Genomic DNA, 15,780 nt, shown 5'->3' on the forward strand with positions numbered 1-15,780 from the left:
CCAGTTCAGAGGATATTTCTTCCCCGAGAATCGGTTCTCAAAATCGCCGATTCCGGATCTGTCCCATACGGTGTCCCATACATGTCGCAGGGTTTGCGTAGGCTTCGGCCGTGGGATCAGGTCGTGGCAGCATCCGGCTCAAACGTGAGCCCGACTACTGGGAAGTTCGTGCCTATGCAGGGCGCGATCCCGTCACAGGGCGCCCTCGATATGTCAGCCGCACCGTTCGTGGCGGCAAGCGGCAGGCTCAGAAGCTGCTCACGTCGCTCACGTCCGAGCTCGATCGGCACGGGCCCACCGCCCGCCACACCATCGACGAACTGCTGAGCGCCCACATCGATCACCTCGAGACCCGCGGCCGAGGCGCCCGCACCATCGAGGGCTACCGCACAATCGCTCGTGGTGTGGCCGCCGACGTGACCCTCGGCAAGACCCGCCTCGACAAGGTCACGGTCAAGTCGCTCGACGACTTCTACAACCGCCTCACCGGCCGAGGCCTCTCCCCCGCCTCGGTCGGCCGCTACCACGCGCTGCTCCGCTCGGCGTTCAAGCAGGCGATGGCGTGGGGCTGGATCGCCACCAACCCGGTCCAGCTGGCAACCCCGCCGTCGGTTCCCCGAGTGGGCCGCAAGATCGCCACGCCCAAGGTCGTCGCTGCCCTGTTGGCCGAGGCGGCTTCGAGCCGGAACCCCGAGAACTTGGTCGCCTTTCGCCTCCTCGCAGCCACCGGCGCACGTCGGGGCGAGATCTGCGGGTTGCGCTGGTCCGCTGTCGATATCGAAACCGGCCGTATCGAGATTCGTGCCGCAATGGCGCAGCTCAACAACCGCAAGGTCGTCGAGAAGGAACCCAAGACCCACCAGATCCGCGAGGTCACCGTCGACGCCCAGACCGTCGACCTCCTCCGAGAGCACCACGCCTCCCAGATACAACTCGCCGCAGAGATGGGCGACGAGCTGTCGAGGGAAGCCTTCGTTCTCGCCGACATGACCCTCGACCCCACCGGCGAGGCGCCGACCCAGCCCAACCGCCTCACCCAGGCATTCGCCCGCATCCGGGCCAGGGTCCCCGGAGCCGAGGAAATGCGTCTCCACGACCTGCGCCACGGGTATGCCAGCACCCAACTCGACGCCGGCGAACCCTTGCCTGCCGTGGCCGCCCGCATCGGAGACCACGTCGAAACCCTCGCCAAGGTCTACGCCCACAAAGGCCACCGCGGCGACCAGCAGGCCGCCGACCACATCGGAAACCTCCTCGATGGATAGAGGCAGGCCCGCCGGTGGGGATCTGATCGGCTACGCCGACGAGTCCATCCGAGGAGCGCGCTATCGCATCGCCGTGGTAGTGCTCACCCGTTCGAGCGGTTCCGAGGCCCGTCGGAGCCTCAAGCGGCTCGCATCCTCGCTCGGCAAGTCGAACCTCCACTTCAACGATCTACTCCCGGATCAGCGTCAGCGGGCGCTCAGAGAGTTCGCGGACCTTCCGGTGGCCGTCGCTTCCGTCTTCTGTCACGCCAGGCAGAAAGGCGAGTCCGAAATGAACGCCCCGCGACCTTTCCATGACGGGCGCCGTGCGCTGGCTTCAGGGGATCGGAGCGGTCGAGTTGTGCCTCGACTCGCTCACCGGTCGCGAGCCGGCGACGGTCGAGCAATCTCCGACGCCCGACGTAGCGGTCCGACCCTCCACTTCCGCCATGCCCATAGCCGGGACGATCCCCTGCTCTGGATCGCCGACGGCGTCGCCCACGCGGCTGGTACGCGCAGCCGAGCTACCGGGCTCACATGGCTCGAGCCCGAGCTACGGCTCTGACCCTCAGACGCGCAAAACCCCGCACCTCGTATGGTGTCGAGCGTACGGGGCCTACTTCCTTCGGCCCTCGGCCTCCGGCTCTTCAAGTATCGGGACTCTATGGACGGAAATCAACTCGCCGGAACGATCTCAGCGGGGTTTAAGGGCGGCCGGAAACGTCCAGCGGAGTCCGGGGAATTCCGAATGTGCTGGCCAGAGGGTGATTTCTTGTCCGGGCTTTCCGGCTGAACCCGGCGATTCCGACCCGATCCGGCGAGTCTTGTGCGCGTTTTGTGCGCGTCTGTGCTGCTCGCAACGACGCTCGCCTTGACCATCGGTCTGGATTGCACCTAGGCAAACTCGGTGGAAGCTCCCTGGGTTGTTGTGCGACGGTTTGGCATTCCTGAACCCGAAGCAGCTGGGTGGGTCGTCCAGTTCGACATGCCGTTCATGATCAGCATGCCGGACTCGATGGTCGACAGTCGGCTCAAGTCCTACATGGAGACCACGACAGCTGGAGCTGACACCACACCAGTTCCGTACTCGCCGCGCCTCGAGAACCCGACGTCCGTAGGGCCCCTGGCACACATCCCAACCGAGACGGTCGATCCCGTGCTCGTGCAACTCGACCATGGCTTTGGGCAGGTCCGAACGCTACGACGACTCCGCAACGTCGACGTGCCCTTCGTGCTGGCAGGCGAGCTTCGACCGTGTTACGGGCAGTCCGCGTTCACAAGTATTCAGGTGGAGTTCGGTGAGACCGCGTCGAAGTGGATCGATCAACATGGTGACAAGGCGATGGAAGCAGCCGCGGACCTGGCCCTCGACGCGACCAACCGACTCATCACCGAGTACCGAAACCGATGCGACGCCTTCTGGGCCCAGCCGATTGGTCGGGATCTTGTCTCGGCTTTCCGCTTCTACGTCAATGACGGGACCACCCTCCGGCCACGCAAACTCGCGCGGCCACCTGGGGGCCCAGTCCGCGGCCTCGGGTCGGAGCCACTTCTGTCAGGGGATCGCCTTAAGGAGGTCCGCGCCGCTCTCTGGAACCCGCTGGATGATCCCCAGCCAGCACGCGAGGTCTTCTTCATGGCAATGGAGCACCGAGCGCGCGGCCGATACCGAAACGCGGTGATCGACTGCTCCGTGGCCTTCGAGACATTCGTTTCGGACTACGTGCAGGTCCATGGGGAGGTCGCAGGCTGGTCACACGAATCGATCGTCGACGCATTCTTAAGAAGGCCGAACGGACGATGGCGCAGTGTCACGGAGGTTCTCGGCCGGCTGCCATCAGACCCGGTGAATGTGGACTTCTGCGCCACATCCGAGTACGCGGATTGGCGCGAACACGTAGCGAACCCACGCAATGCCCTGGTTCACGGGGAGGTGAGAGAAGCAACGCGGCAGATGGCTGACCAGGCAATCGATGCTTCACACGAGGCCATTCGCAAGCTGCAGGAACTCAAGACCTACATGTAGACGCGTCCCGGAAGATGTGCTTCCGATCGCGCCTGACGCCTCGGTCGACCGCCCGTGCCCGGACTGACGCGGCGGTTCGAGCGGGCTACCGCATCGCTGATAGGAGCGCACGGCGATTGCAGGAGCGACCGCGAGTTCAGGCAAGCTGCTCGATCGTGGCCAATACGATGATCGTAGATAGCAGGTCCGACGTGGTCCTCTCCTGTCTCGGCTGGGTCGACCGGGGGGCGTTGTGGCGCTTCGACGGCCAGAGCGGGCAACAGGACTCTATTCCGCTCAGCAACGCTGACTACGTACGACTGTTCCGCGGCAAGGCCGAGTGTTTCGCTGTCCAGCACATCTGGCAGTCGGGCCGCTTTCGCATGACCGCGCACGCCTGGAGCGTCCCGGAACAGACGCTCAGCTCCATCGAGGTCGGCGAACACTCCGCAAACCTCGACGGTGACGCCTCGGTATGGGCATCGCTGCCATCGACCTACGTTGGACCCGTTGCCGCTGGCCCGTCCATCTGCTACCGGGTGCTCGCCCTCGACGATGCGACGCCTCGGACTATTCGGCTCGACTGGTTCGACGACTACGACCCGATGTACCAGAGCGTCGGATCTGCACAGCTACTTCCCGGGTCCAAGCAGTTTGTCGTCGGGATCCAGCGATCATCCGACCTCGTCATAATCGATGCCGATGATGGGCATGTCGTGCGCAGGGTTCCGCTTGCCGATCGTCACGGGAACCCTCACCCGATTCTCTCCACGACGGGACAGAACGTATGGGCAGCCGACTACGACACCCTGGTGCGCCTGGACACGACGACCTGGCAGGTCGCCGAATCAGCATTGCTTCAGCCCGCACGCGAAGGTACCGGCATGTTCATCGGCGACCTCTGGGTGACACCCGACGAGTCCGAGATCCTTGTACCGAGACCAGGTTCGGGCGATGTGCTCGTGCTCGACTCGGAGAGCCTCGCTATTCACGCCTCGGTCTACCTCGGTTCCGAACCCCTCGTGGCAGTAGCGCTCGCGGACGGACGGATCGTGGCCCGTGACTGGATGACCGGCAGTGTGCTGCTGGGCCAGCTGGACCGGCCATAGCGGGGTCCGACGAAGCTCAGCTTTTCCCACCCCATGCGAGCAGAGCAGGGCGCGCAGTGCAGCGGTCGAGGCGGCACGCCTGACGTGCGCCGCGCTAGCCGCCAGGCCAGCGGCGTTCGAGTCCCTTGGCTCCGATCACGTACAGGTATGGGCCGGGCTTGGTTGCCCTCTGAACGATGCGGTTGAGGTGAAGGCTGAATCGCTCGGCCATCTGCGGTCCGGTCAGGTTGGCGTTGTTGAGCGAGAACACTCGGAGCGACGTGCGACTCAGCGTCTCGATGTGGTCCCGGATGATCGCGTAGTCCTTGGTGAGGGCCACCCAGCCTTCCCGATCTGCGCGTTCGATCCAGTCAGCATCGGGAACTCGCTCATCCTCACCGTCGAGGTAGACCTCGGCCATCGGCAGCACCGTGTAGCCGCGAGCTCGGATCGCGTCGGCCACCAAGTATCGGCCGAGTCCGCGGTCGAGGAAGAAGGTCGGGGCGGGCGGGTCAGGCCGCCGCTTGCTTCGCCGGCCAGATGGCATCGACAGCTTCCTGGATCTCGTCGACCGGAACGTCGTAGTCGCGGGCGATCGACCCGACCGGCTCACCTGCGACAAGGCGGGATCTCACCGCCGACAACGGGGCACCACCATGAACAAAGACCGGACCGCCGCTCTCGACCTCGGGAACGACTCGCAAGAGTCTGCGTTCGGTCACCGGAAGGATCAGTTCACTCGCCCACGTGTCCTCGAAGGTGATCCGTTCGAGGTACTGGCTGATGACGTCGTGGAACACTCGCTGGCCCGAACTGACGATGGTCAGCAAACCCAGTTGTTTGTCGTCGGCGCTCTTCGCGTAGTCGTACAAGACGTCCGCCCCATCGCTGTACAGCTGACGCGAAGCCAGCGCATGCTCAAGTTCGCCTTGGCTGGAGAGCACCTCTAGGGCTCCGCGAATCCGTTGCATTGGCAAGCCGGTCTGGCGGAACGCCTGCACGACAGTCGCTTCGACGAGGCCGATGAAGCTGATGCTGCGATCATCTCCGGCCGAGCGCGGAACCGACGTGATCACAGGACCTTGACTGACCACAGCACGTCCCACGGGATGCCGCTCATATCCGTGAGCCCAGGTCGCAAGGGTGGACGCACTCATGCCGACCAGCCTCGCTGCCCCGGCCACCGAGTACAGCCCGCGAGTGAATCGTGAATCGGTCACCCATCCTCCTCTACGACCAGTCCGTGCGACCGAGTGTACGTCTCGTGGCAACACTGAGACCTGCAGGATGCGGTCGACCGCCAGCTCCATCACCGGCCCACGACATCTGGCCCGCATCCAGCGGTGTGATCCGCCTCGTCGTTCGCTTGAATCCAACGACGAGGGCTGTGGCATGTTCCGAAGTGTGGGCTGCGGCTTCGGCGTCGTCGCGTTCCCAGAACAGCCGAAGACCCAAGCTCCCTCTCGAGACACGCCCTGGCACCACCCAGACTGGTATGCGACCCGCCTGCTACTGCTCCCGCTGCGGCAGGTGGTCGCGCAGGATCTGAGCGACTGCCTCTCGGACGTGTGGCGCGTTCAAGCGACCGCGGGTGGGGCCGGCGAACTCAGGGCTGTGCATGACGACGTGAGCCAGGACGAGGCTCGGCCACCATTCTCGCTCGGCGAGCACATCGCGAATGCCCGACACGTGATGTCCGTGCTCGACCATCGCAGAGCCGTTGACCCACGACAAAACGGTTCCCTCGCCTACGAACCGTTGACTTGCCGGACCATCCACTGCGACGAAGTCGAGTTGGACGTCCTCATGTCGGCCGTTGGCGGAAGTAGTAGCCGGAGCAAAGCGCGGTGGCAGGAGGAGTGGGGCCAGATCAGCCAACCCGGACGAGCTGTAGAACGCCTCGGAATCGACGCCCACCCGCAAGCCTGGGAACAAGTGGGCGGCCTCAAACAGACGGGTACGAATCGTCCGCCGATCGAAACTGACGCCCGGCTCGAAGATCTCGCGGTCGATCGTGTACCGGACACGCGTGCCGTGCTCGATCGGGCCAGGGTCCAACACAGTGAGCGGGCCCGGAACGCCACAGTTGAACATCTGTTGCCAGCACACACTGCCGCGAACGCTGACGATGTCGAGTTCGGCCGCGAGTGCAGCCACAGGCGCCAGGCCAGCGCCGAGGGAAGAAAGGTGGATATGCGGCGCATGATCGTCGACCGACCGCGCGTCCCGCAGAGTCGTGCAGAACGACTCGACCAGATTCCTGCCACCGCTTTCGGACATCTGATCGAACGGAAGACCCGGACCGTCATCGAGGACCTCAACCATGTCGCCAGCGAAACGAACGGAAACAGAAGTCGCCCTGTCGATGAGGAACTGGTCAATCGAGTTGTTCACCAGTTCATAGACGATGTGGCTGAGACCCGGGGACCGTGTTGAACCGACATACATGCCTGCCCGGCTTCTTACCTGCTCGGCCCAGGTCTCATTGCCTCCCACCGAACCCGCTACCACGTCTCAATTCTAGGCCGCCCGCGGTCGCGTAAGCCGGCTGACGCGGGGTAGCCCATGCGGCCAGCGTTCTTCGTCGCCGTTCGCACGCGGACAGCGACATCAGACTTGCGTGTCGCGTTCTCGCTCTCCAATGCGCCTACCGACTTATGGGAATTCGTTTGTCGCGTCCGGCGGCTCTCGAGGTCCCTGGGGTGGGTGTCGGCAACTGGTGCAGGAGGACGCATGCGAAGAGGACTTCGACTTGTCTATTCGGTGAGCGAGGCGGCTGAGCTGCTGGGTATCGGTCGTTCGACGGCCTACGAGCTGGTAGCCCGCGGCGAGTTGCCGTCCGTGGCGATCGGCGGTCGCAGGGTCATCACTCGCCCCGCGCTCGCTGAGTTGCTCGGCGTCGAGCCACCGCTCCCGGCCGAACTCGACGCAGCCCGCACCGCTGCACACGACGCCTCTCACTCCCGGCGCCAGTCGCCACGTCCCCGCAAGTCGCCCAAGGCCGATCAGCCGAACCTCCCGTTCACCGCCTGAAGCCGCCCGATGACACCTACCAGCATCTCCCGCCAGAGCGACGTTCAAGTGACAGACGAGTGCACACCCAGGGCCAGTAGATGGTGCATCGCCGTCGGGATGTCCAGTAGATGGCCGCCAGCGTGACCACCATCTACTGCTCCCCGCGGCGGCCACCTACTGGCGGGGCGAGAGAACCAACTTCAAAGTCGGAGGTCGGTAGACGTATGAGCCCCGCGGAGTGGTGGGGTTCGCGTGACGCGATCCCTGGTGGCCGTCAGGTGCCGGGCTGGAGCTCGGCGGTGACGGCGGGGTCAGTATCGCGCGTGGCGTAGAGCTTGGCCATCGAGGCTTCGGAGAAGTAGCGGCGGGCGATGGCCCATTCGTCGTGTTGGTCGGACAGCACGGCGCCGACGAGACGGATCACGGCCGGGTCGTTGGGGAAGATCCCCACGACGTTGGTGCGCCGTCGGATCTCTTTGTTGAGCCGCTCGAGTGGGTTGTTCGACCAGATCTGTCGCCAGTGCTCGCGTGGGAACGCGGTGAACGCCAACACGTCGGTCTTGGCGGTGTCCATCAGCGCAGCGGCCTTGGGGAACCGCTCCGCGAGTGTTTCGGCGACTTCGTCCCAGCGGGCGGCCACGTCGTCGGGGGTGGTCAGCGCGAAGATCGACCGGAACGCGGCGGCGACCATCTCCTGGTGCGCTTTGGGCACCGGTGCCAACAGGTTGCGGACGTAGTGAACGCGGCACCGCTGCCAGCTCGAGCCCTGCAACGTCTTGCGGATCGCGGCCCGCAGGCCCTCGTGGGCGTCGGAGATGACGAGGCGCACACCGGACAGCCCGCGGGCCTTGAGCGAGCGCAGGAACGCCGTCCAGAACGTCTCGGCCTCGGAGTCGCCGACATCGACGCCGAGCACCTCACGGCCACCCTCGGCGGTGACACCGGTCGCCACCACGACCGCTCGGGACACGACCTGGCCCAAGGAGTCGTCGCGGACGTGGACGTAGATCGCGTCGAGGTAGACGTATGGGAACTCGGTGTGGCCGAGCGTGCGGTTCCGGAACGCGCCGACGCGTTCGTCCAGCCCGGCACAGATCCGTGACACCTCGGACTTCTTGATCCCGCTGGAGGCACCCATCGACTCGACCAGGGCGTCGACCGATCGGGTCGACACACCGGACACGTAGGCCTCCATCACGACCGCGTGGAGAGCCTGGTCGATCCGGCGTCGCGGTTCGAGAATCGACGGGAAGAAGCTGCCCTTGCGCAGCTTCGGGATCGCCAACTCGAGGTCGCCGGCCTTCGTGGTCAACGTGCGTGGGCGGTGGCCGTTGCGTTCGGTCACGCGCTCATCGGAACGCTCGTAACGGCCGGCGCCGATCGCCTGGGTGGCTTGGACTTCGATCAGTTCTTGGGCGACCCACTGGGCCAGCTCGCGGACCAGGTCCACGCCGCGATCACGGTCAGCGAGCGCGTCAAGAAGTTCGGACAGGGCAGACTCATCGAGAGCCATCGGTGTGTTCTCCTCGGTAGTTCTTGCAGGAACACACCAAGGATCACGCCGATGGCTCACCGGCTGGCGGACCTACGAAACCCCACCACCCAACGGGGCTCTATCCGGTAGACCTCCAGATGTGTCTCGGCGGAATCGGTACGGGCACTAGATGGGCGCCGTCAATCGGATCGGCGGGGAGTGCGAGGAGTGGAGCGATCGACAGGGTTCACAGGTCGGGGCGGCGTGCGATGCTCGAGCTGCTGGGTGTAGTGGCTCCTGTTAGGTCGAGTCGTTCAGTCAACCTTGAGCAGGGGTCAACTCGGATTCGGAGTATCCCGTGACGTTCGATGCTGGCCCGTCGCACCGGCTTCCAGAGACGCGACTAGGGACAGCCTGAGGACGTGTCGCCCTTCGCTAAGTGCCCTTGGCGTGCCCGCCTCCAGACCGCCCGAATCGCGTGTGCCACTCCCGCAAGTGCCCCTACTCCAAACAGCACCCTCACCGAAACAGTCAGCCAGAACGGCCAAGGCGACGCACCGCACCGGAATCGCCCGGCTTCAAACTCCGCTTCTCCCAGAACCACGCGCCCATCGGTAGCCTCGTCGGAATAGTCGACAACGGCGATGTCGCCGACGTCCATCTGCTCGAGGTTCACAGCGAGCGGCGCAGTGAACACGAGCCTGTCAGCAACCTCTGCGTCCACGACGAGCGGCCCACTCATGTCGAGATCTGCGACCGACCCCCTCACCAGGTACGAGTCGCCCGGCTCAGTCACCGCAACAACGAACGGCGCCTCAGCCCCGCCAATCCCACCGAGCAACTGAACGTCAAGCACCGCCGACTCCAACACCGGTGACGCGCCCTCACGCAGCCCCACATCGGGCCCTACAGCAAACCCTGCAATACCGACATCCGTGCACCGTGACATGACATCAAACCCGCCGGCAGTCTTGCGAACACCAATCTCACCGCTGCCACTACACGACGCAAGCAACGCAACCCCACAGACCCCCACGACACGCCAGCGTCCCATCGCCACACCGTACGCCGATCACCCGGCACTCAAACGCCCAGCACAGAACCAACCCCTGCCAACAAGCCCCACCCTCAACCCAAAGCACGCCCCACCCTCACGACCGAATCGCACGACGGAATCCCACATCCCTCACACCTCCGAAACCGCCGAGACACAACTGGACATCCTGCGGACGTCCAGGCGACGGGACCTACCTTCGGACCACTTGGGAGGTGAGAAACTCTGGAACCCCGAGTCCATACATCGGCTCCCAGATTCCTTGTGGTGGCGAGTTCTACAATATGAGCGGTGGAGGACCCGAGCGTCGATCGCGCAGAGCTACCGCCCGCTCATGCCGCAGAGCCAGGCGAATCCACAAGTGCAGCCGCGACTGCTTTCGTCGTCGGGACTGCCGCCTTCGTAGTCTGCTTCACCCTCGGCGCAGTCAAGCCCATCGTGGAATCGTTGGTGGCTTTGCTCCTCGCTGTCGCCGTTCTTGGAGCGGTCTGCGTGGGACTTTGGTCATGGTTCGGATCGGCGGACAAGCGCAGAGCCTTTCGCCAGCACATGGCAACACTTCACCTCCAGTCGACCTGGGCAGGCGCGCACCTGGGGTTTCCGCTGACTCAGCTCCGTGGGTCGGCTTTCGTCCTTGCGGCCCTGTTCATCGTCTCCGGACTGATCCTCTTCGGAGTGAGCTTCCTTCTGGGCACGCCTCAAGGCGCGGCCGGAGCAACTGTGGTGCTCGCCGTAGCGGCAATCGTCGTCGGGTTCTTTTGGACCGGCTTGGACCGCTCCTGGTTCCCCGCACTCGCTCGGGCCCAGATTGCAGTTGCGTTCGACTACCTCGGCGAGGAGGAAACCGCGGACGCGACAAACGAAGGCGTTGCCATGTGGGTGTTCCACGTTGGCCCAATCCTCGACGGCGGCACTGGCCTGGCCTTGGACCCAACACACAGGATGTCGGATGCAGAGTTCGCCGACGAAGCCTGGTCATTCGCCACCTACGACCCCACGGAGTGCGAGCACCTGGTGGACGAGTGGTACTGGTGCTGGTAACCCCAGAAAGCGTCGGGCGTGTGGCTAAGCTCGGCTTCTCAAAGGTGCTTGGCGGGCGTCGTCGCTGACGAGGACGCCGCATGGATGAATCGGCGCCAGTCCGGCATGCCGCGGCGGTCTCCAACCAAGCCCGTGAAGAACTCGATCGCCTCCCGCTAGCGAGCCGACGCCAAGCGCAGCTTGTTGGCGAGCCCCCAGGTTCGTCTTCGTGGCATCCTCAAACCATGACCGATCCGTTGACGACGGAACCCCTAAGCGATCAAAGGACGAGTTCGGAGATCGCCGCCGACTGCGTCCGCGAGATCCGTAGCTCCGAGGACATGCCATCACTTCAGGTGATCCAACGACGCGGCGGAGCCGAGGAGTTCGCGATCGCCGCCCAGTATTGCCGCAGCCCCAACAATGCTGTCCGAGAGGTCGGCGCCAACATCCTGGCCCAGCTCGGATACGAGGAGGGAGGAACGTTCATCGACGAGAGCGTCGAAGTGCTCCTTCCGATGCTCAACGACGAATCTGGCGAAGTCGTCCGAGCAGTAGCCATCGCGCTTGGAAGGCGCCACCACGAATCGACAATCCCGCATCTTCTAGCGATGGTCGATCACCCCCACGGAGACGTCCGCTTCGGAGTCGTCCACGGCCTCATGGGATACGAGAACCTCGACGCTATCCAGGCGCTGATCGGCCTCACACAAGACCCCAACCGCGAGGTCCGCGAGTGGGCCATGTTCGCCCTCGGAACACAAATCGAGGCCGACACGCCAGAAATCCGAGCAGCGTTCACGACGGGCCTCGCCGACGAATACGACACCGTCAGAGACGAAGCGATCGCAGGGCTCGTCCGCTGTGGGGCCGAGTCCGCTCTCAACGCACTAGCCACCGAACTCGACAGGCCAAGCATCTCCATGCTCAACCTCCGAACCGCGGCAGAACTCGCCGACCCACGATTGATCCCCACGCTCACACGCCTCGTGGAGCCCATGAGCGACGACGCCGACTTCAGCGCCGCTCTCGACGAGGCCATTCGAGCCTGCCAACAGGCCCTGAACCAGCCCGACCCAGAGCACGGATAGCCGTTGCCCTTCCAAGACCCTGGCGCTACTACCTCAAGCACGCGCGCCTGTGGCGGAAACTCAGCTTCCCCTCTTCGGCGTGGTCCGACCCGAGCTCACACGACTGCGGATAGGCGGCTTCGACAGACAGGGAACTCTGTCCCATGTTTTGTCCCATATTTCGGCTGGACTCGGCCGGAACGGCTGGGACCGGCCGGACAGGAAACCCAGGAAACATAAGGGTTTTCGGACAACACCGGACCACGCCGGAGCCCTTTCGGGTGATTCCTAAACCGTGCGTCGCAGGTTCGAATCCTGCCGGGGGCGCTGGCGAAATCCCAGGTCAGAGTCGGTTTGCCGAACTTGGTGAGGGCGTTCAGTCGGCCGCTCGAACGGTCAACGCCCCCGGGCCGACCGCAGGTGCGCAACCGTCTGTTCGTGAACCATCAGGCTTCGGTACCTGCGAGTTCCCACGTGTCGCCGGTGATTTGCGAAATCATCCACGCCTCGTAGTCGTCTGGAGTCATCTGACTCCACGGTGGCGTGTTGTCGACGAGCGCGTGGCCCATGCGTCGTGAGATCTCGACGAGTTCCTTGCCGTTGGGGGTGCGGTCCTGGTCGTAGGCGGCAAGCAGCCCCTCCCAGGTCCCGTATGCGGCTCCCAGGGTCTCGAGGAGCCGGGCATCCTCGAGGGCCTTGGTCGCTCCGACGCCAGCGTGGGGCCGGGCAACGGTCGCCGCGTCGCCGAGCAGCAGGACCCGCTCGCCGACGTAGGAGTCGACGACGCAATCGTAGATCGGCTGGATGGTGGTCTCAGCCCTGGGGCTGGTGAACAGGGCGCGCAGGCGTGGTGGGAAACACTCGGCACGAACAGCGTCGAGTTCGGCGAACCATTCATCGGTCACGGCCCCCGGCGGGATGGAGCTGGGTTCTTCGGCTCGGAGGCCGGCGGGCGTCGGCGTGTAGATGGCCCAGTTGATCCGGAGCTCGTCGACCGTGTCAGGATCGAGTTCGGGGATTGCGTAGGCGACGCCATGGCCTCCGTCGAAACCCACGAGGATCGCGGCGTGGTCGTCCACCACCTCTTCCCACCCGTCGTCGTGCTCGAGACGAGAGCCGGAGAAGCTACCCCGCCACAGAACGTAGTCGGCGAAGTCAGGTTCGGTCTGGGGGTGAAGTCGGCGACGCAGCATCGAGCGGTAGCCGTCGGCGCCGACCACGACGTCGAACGAAAGCGCCTCCCCGTCACCAAGGACCACAACAACACGATCGTCATCCTCCACGACGTCTTGGACGCGAGCACCGGATCGGTAGGCCACCGCCGGGTCGAGGTTGGCGCGCAGCCCTCGCCACAGGCTCCCCCAGTTATTGGCCATACCCTGCCACGCAAAGTCCCACTTCAAGGCGCCGTAATACGAGCCGTCGTGCACGTATGTGCGGCGGGCGAGTTGATGGACGCAGGCGTAGTCCGCGCTGAGGTAGGCGTGCTCAACGAGTTCCGCCAGCAGGTGGGGCGGGATCACGATTCCCATCCCCCGGTCCTGCAACGCACCCTAGCTTCGTTCCAAAACGGTGACGTCGCAGCCCAGTCGCGTCAACGCGATTGCCGCAGCGCATCCAGCGATGCTTCCGCCGATGATCCCTACCTTGCTGCCTTCGATCTGCACCGTGCCTCCCGACTAGAAGTCTACATTGTATACAAGGTAATGTTTACGCCGTATACATGCGTCGTGTCAAGAAGGACCATCGATGCCGAGCCGACCAAAGCGTGACCTGACCGTCGACGAGATCGTGGACAGAGCGATCGAGATCACGGGGACCGACGGAGGGGAGTCCAGCCTGACGATGCGTGCCCTGGCATCGGCGTGCGGGGTGACGCCGATGGCGTTGTATCGCCACGTCGACGACAAGGAAACCTTGCTGACCCTGATCGTGGACCGAGTCGTCGGTGACGCGATCGCCGACTTCGGGCGAAGCAACCTGCCGTGGATGGCGGATCTCATCGAATTCGGGTGCCGGTACCGCGCCGCACTCCTCGGCCACCGCGTCGCAGCCGAAGTCTTCCTGCGGCGACCAGTACTGAGCCCGAACATGGCTCGGATCACCGAGATGACCTTCGAGGCGTTGCAACGGGCCGGCTTCCAAGGCGACGCGATCGCAGCGACCGGCGATGCCGCGACCCTGGTCCTCATGGGCTCGGTCGCGAACGATCTGAGCCGACCCCCACATGTCCGCTTCGAACTCCTCGATCACCTACCCGATGCGGCGCGACCGGTCCTCACCGATCAGGCCGACGCCTACAGCCGACGCGACGGTGAACAACGGTTCCGAGAGGCGGCCGAAGCCATGCTGACCGGGTACTGCACCCGATACGGCGTCGAACCATGAGGGGGACCGTGCCGAGGTCGCTGCTCAACTGCTGGTCAGCCTCTCGGCGAGGCTGGTTGTAGATCAGCTCAAACTGGTGCGTCCTCAGAGCTCGATTGAGAGCAACCTCAGGGCTCGGTGACGTCCACGATGAGGTAGACCGGCCCCGCTAGATGTCGCTGTGGTGCAGACGGTGGCACGGAGCACACAAGGGTTCGAGCTCGTGGGTGACCGTGCGCCCGCTGTGTTGGTGCTCGACGGTGTGATGCAGAACGGGCAGATCGGTCCGGCCGCATCGGCTGCATTCGGCCTGGTGGGATGTGACAGTGCGCTTCTGGCGGATGGTCGGCCTGCGCCGACCATCGGAGGCGTTGACGGGCTTCCCGTCGAGATCGTGGACGATGAGACGGATCGACGCCTGGTCGAGCACAGATGCGACCGCCGATTCGGTCAGCGGCGTGCCATCGGGGAACCTACAGCCGTTCTGATCGACATGGATCAGAACCTCGAACCGGTGTTTGGCGTTCGACGTAATGAGCTCGCACAAGGCATCGGCTCGCTGCTGGGCGAGCGATGGCCAGCTACCGTCGGCCTCGGGCTTCAACTTCGTGCGCATGGCCTGGGCCTCGATCGCCCGTGTGACGACCTGGTGTTCGAGCGGCGGGAGTCGCAGGGTGGTCACGCCGCTTCCGTCAGGTTCGATTCGGCCCCGAAGCGCACGGGCCCGTCGGTGACGCTTGTCGATGATCCCCTGGTCTTCGTTCCGCATCGACCACCGGGCGAAAGCGGCCCCGATGTCGGCGGCGGGTCTGCTCTTTGCGATCTCGAGGAGTTCAGCCTCGTTCTCTCGGGTCGCCAGCGAGACCAGGGCCCTGGCTTTGCTGTAGGAGATTTCGCCCTTCTCGAATGACGCCGCGGACGCGCGAAGGTCACGCAGAGCGCGGCCGACGCGAATCCAATCACGCACCGTTGAACGGCAGGCGTCGAGCCGGGGAGCCAGCCAGTGAGCGGCCGACGGCTCGCCATCGGCGATCCAAACCGGCCCGTCGGCGAAGGCGGCGCAAGAGACGACGAGCCTGTAGTGAGCCTGCGTGATCTGCCGGCCGGCGTTCACCAGCTCTGCCGCCTCGAGACGCTTGCGTCGCAGCTCTTCCTCTGTGACCACCGCAGTTCCCACCCTGTTTCCTCCTGTCACTTGGCCCAGCCGGTTCGCAGGCCGAACAGGCTTTCGATCTCTGATCGAAAGCCTACTGAAGGGGTGTGACAGTCATAGGTAGTAGGAATTATTACTCTATGCAGCTGTCATCCAGCGAATAGTGGTGGAGGCGCGTCCGCGGCGTCACCACCCGCCAACTCCATAGGATCGGAGCCGAGCCTGTGCCTGATCGAGGTCGACCGAATCGGTGGTTTGAGCTCTCAGCCCATCGGGATCGGATGAGGCGG

At 64.5% G+C, this 15,780-nt stretch carries 14 protein-coding genes; 7 read left to right on the forward strand and 7 right to left on the reverse strand.

Features of this window, described 5'->3' with window-relative positions:
* The first annotated feature begins 110 nt into the window (after window positions 1–110).
* The 3 genes from R2770_09685 to R2770_09695 all read left to right on the forward strand — a co-directional run bounded on the left by R2770_09685 (window position 111) and on the right by R2770_09695 (window position 4,358).
* The gene (locus tag R2770_09685; protein MEZ5280734.1) at window positions 111–1,265 is read left to right on the forward strand and encodes a tyrosine-type recombinase/integrase; all 1,155 of its coding nucleotides are present in this window, start codon (window positions 111–113) and stop codon (window positions 1,263–1,265) included.
* Between the two features lie 964 nt (window positions 1,266–2,229).
* Window positions 2,230–3,270, forward strand: coding sequence for a hypothetical protein (locus R2770_09690; protein MEZ5280735.1), 1,041 nt, complete (start codon window positions 2,230–2,232; stop codon window positions 3,268–3,270).
* Between the two features lie 167 nt (window positions 3,271–3,437).
* Window positions 3,438–4,358, forward strand: coding sequence for a hypothetical protein (locus R2770_09695; GenBank protein MEZ5280736.1), 921 nt, complete (start codon window positions 3,438–3,440; stop codon window positions 4,356–4,358).
* Window positions 4,359–4,452: 94 nt separating this feature from the next.
* On the opposite strand, the gene R2770_09700 is transcribed toward R2770_09695, so the two are convergent.
* From R2770_09700 to R2770_09710, 3 genes are all read right to left on the reverse strand, one after another.
* On the reverse strand, window positions 4,453–4,884 hold the full coding sequence (locus R2770_09700; GenBank protein ID MEZ5280737.1) for a hypothetical protein: 432 nt from the start codon (window positions 4,882–4,884) through the stop codon (window positions 4,453–4,455).
* Window positions 4,850–5,557: a hypothetical protein gene (locus R2770_09705; GenBank protein MEZ5280738.1), complete on the reverse strand. Its 708-nt coding sequence runs from the start codon at window positions 5,555–5,557 to the stop codon at window positions 4,850–4,852. The genes R2770_09700 and R2770_09705 overlap by 35 nt, the downstream gene beginning before the upstream one ends.
* 289 nt (window positions 5,558–5,846) lie before the next feature.
* Window positions 5,847–6,731 (reverse strand): hypothetical protein, encoded by an 885-nt coding sequence (locus tag R2770_09710; GenBank protein ID MEZ5280739.1) that lies wholly within the window; start codon window positions 6,729–6,731, stop codon window positions 5,847–5,849.
* Between the two features lie 339 nt (window positions 6,732–7,070).
* On the opposite strand from R2770_09710, the gene R2770_09715 reads away from it, so the two are divergent.
* Window positions 7,071–7,370, forward strand: coding sequence for a helix-turn-helix domain-containing protein (locus tag R2770_09715; protein MEZ5280740.1), 300 nt, complete (start codon window positions 7,071–7,073; stop codon window positions 7,368–7,370).
* 256 nt (window positions 7,371–7,626) lie between these two features.
* Here R2770_09715 and R2770_09720 read toward each other — a convergent pair whose 3' ends face one another.
* Entirely contained in the window at window positions 7,627–8,865 is a 1,239-nt protein-coding gene (locus R2770_09720) for an IS256 family transposase (protein MEZ5280741.1), read from the reverse strand.
* Between the two features lie 364 nt (window positions 8,866–9,229).
* A complete protein-coding gene (locus R2770_09725; GenBank protein ID MEZ5280742.1) occupies window positions 9,230–9,880 on the reverse strand; it encodes a hypothetical protein in 651 nt (216 codons plus the stop codon).
* 549 nt (window positions 9,881–10,429) lie between these two features.
* Here R2770_09725 and R2770_09730 point away from each other — a divergent pair.
* Window positions 10,430–10,921 carry a hypothetical protein gene (locus R2770_09730; protein ID MEZ5280743.1) on the forward strand — a complete coding sequence of 164 codons (492 nt, stop codon included), beginning with the start codon at window positions 10,430–10,432 and terminating at the stop codon, window positions 10,919–10,921.
* A gap of 224 nt (window positions 10,922–11,145) precedes the next feature.
* Complete coding sequence (locus R2770_09735; GenBank protein ID MEZ5280744.1) at window positions 11,146–11,991, forward strand: HEAT repeat domain-containing protein; 846 nt, start codon at window positions 11,146–11,148, stop codon at window positions 11,989–11,991.
* 425 nt (window positions 11,992–12,416) lie between these two features.
* Here R2770_09735 and R2770_09740 read toward each other — a convergent pair whose 3' ends face one another.
* A complete protein-coding gene (locus R2770_09740) occupies window positions 12,417–13,502 on the reverse strand; it encodes an FAD-dependent monooxygenase (GenBank protein ID MEZ5280745.1) in 1,086 nt (361 codons plus the stop codon).
* Window positions 13,503–13,719: 217 nt separating this feature from the next.
* Here R2770_09740 and R2770_09745 point away from each other — a divergent pair, with 217 nt between their 5' ends.
* Window positions 13,720–14,358 (forward strand): TetR/AcrR family transcriptional regulator C-terminal domain-containing protein, encoded by a 639-nt coding sequence (locus R2770_09745; protein MEZ5280746.1) that lies wholly within the window; start codon window positions 13,720–13,722, stop codon window positions 14,356–14,358.
* A gap of 148 nt (window positions 14,359–14,506) precedes the next feature.
* Here the strand turns inward: R2770_09745 and R2770_09750 are convergent, their stop codons facing one another.
* On the reverse strand, window positions 14,507–15,514 hold the full coding sequence (locus R2770_09750) for an HNH endonuclease (protein ID MEZ5280747.1): 1,008 nt from the start codon (window positions 15,512–15,514) through the stop codon (window positions 14,507–14,509).
* Window positions 15,515–15,780: the final 266 nt, after the last annotated feature.

Source organism: Acidimicrobiales bacterium (assembly GCA_041394185.1).
Taxonomy (GTDB): Bacteria; Actinomycetota; Acidimicrobiia; order Acidimicrobiales; family Poriferisodalaceae; genus JAAETH01.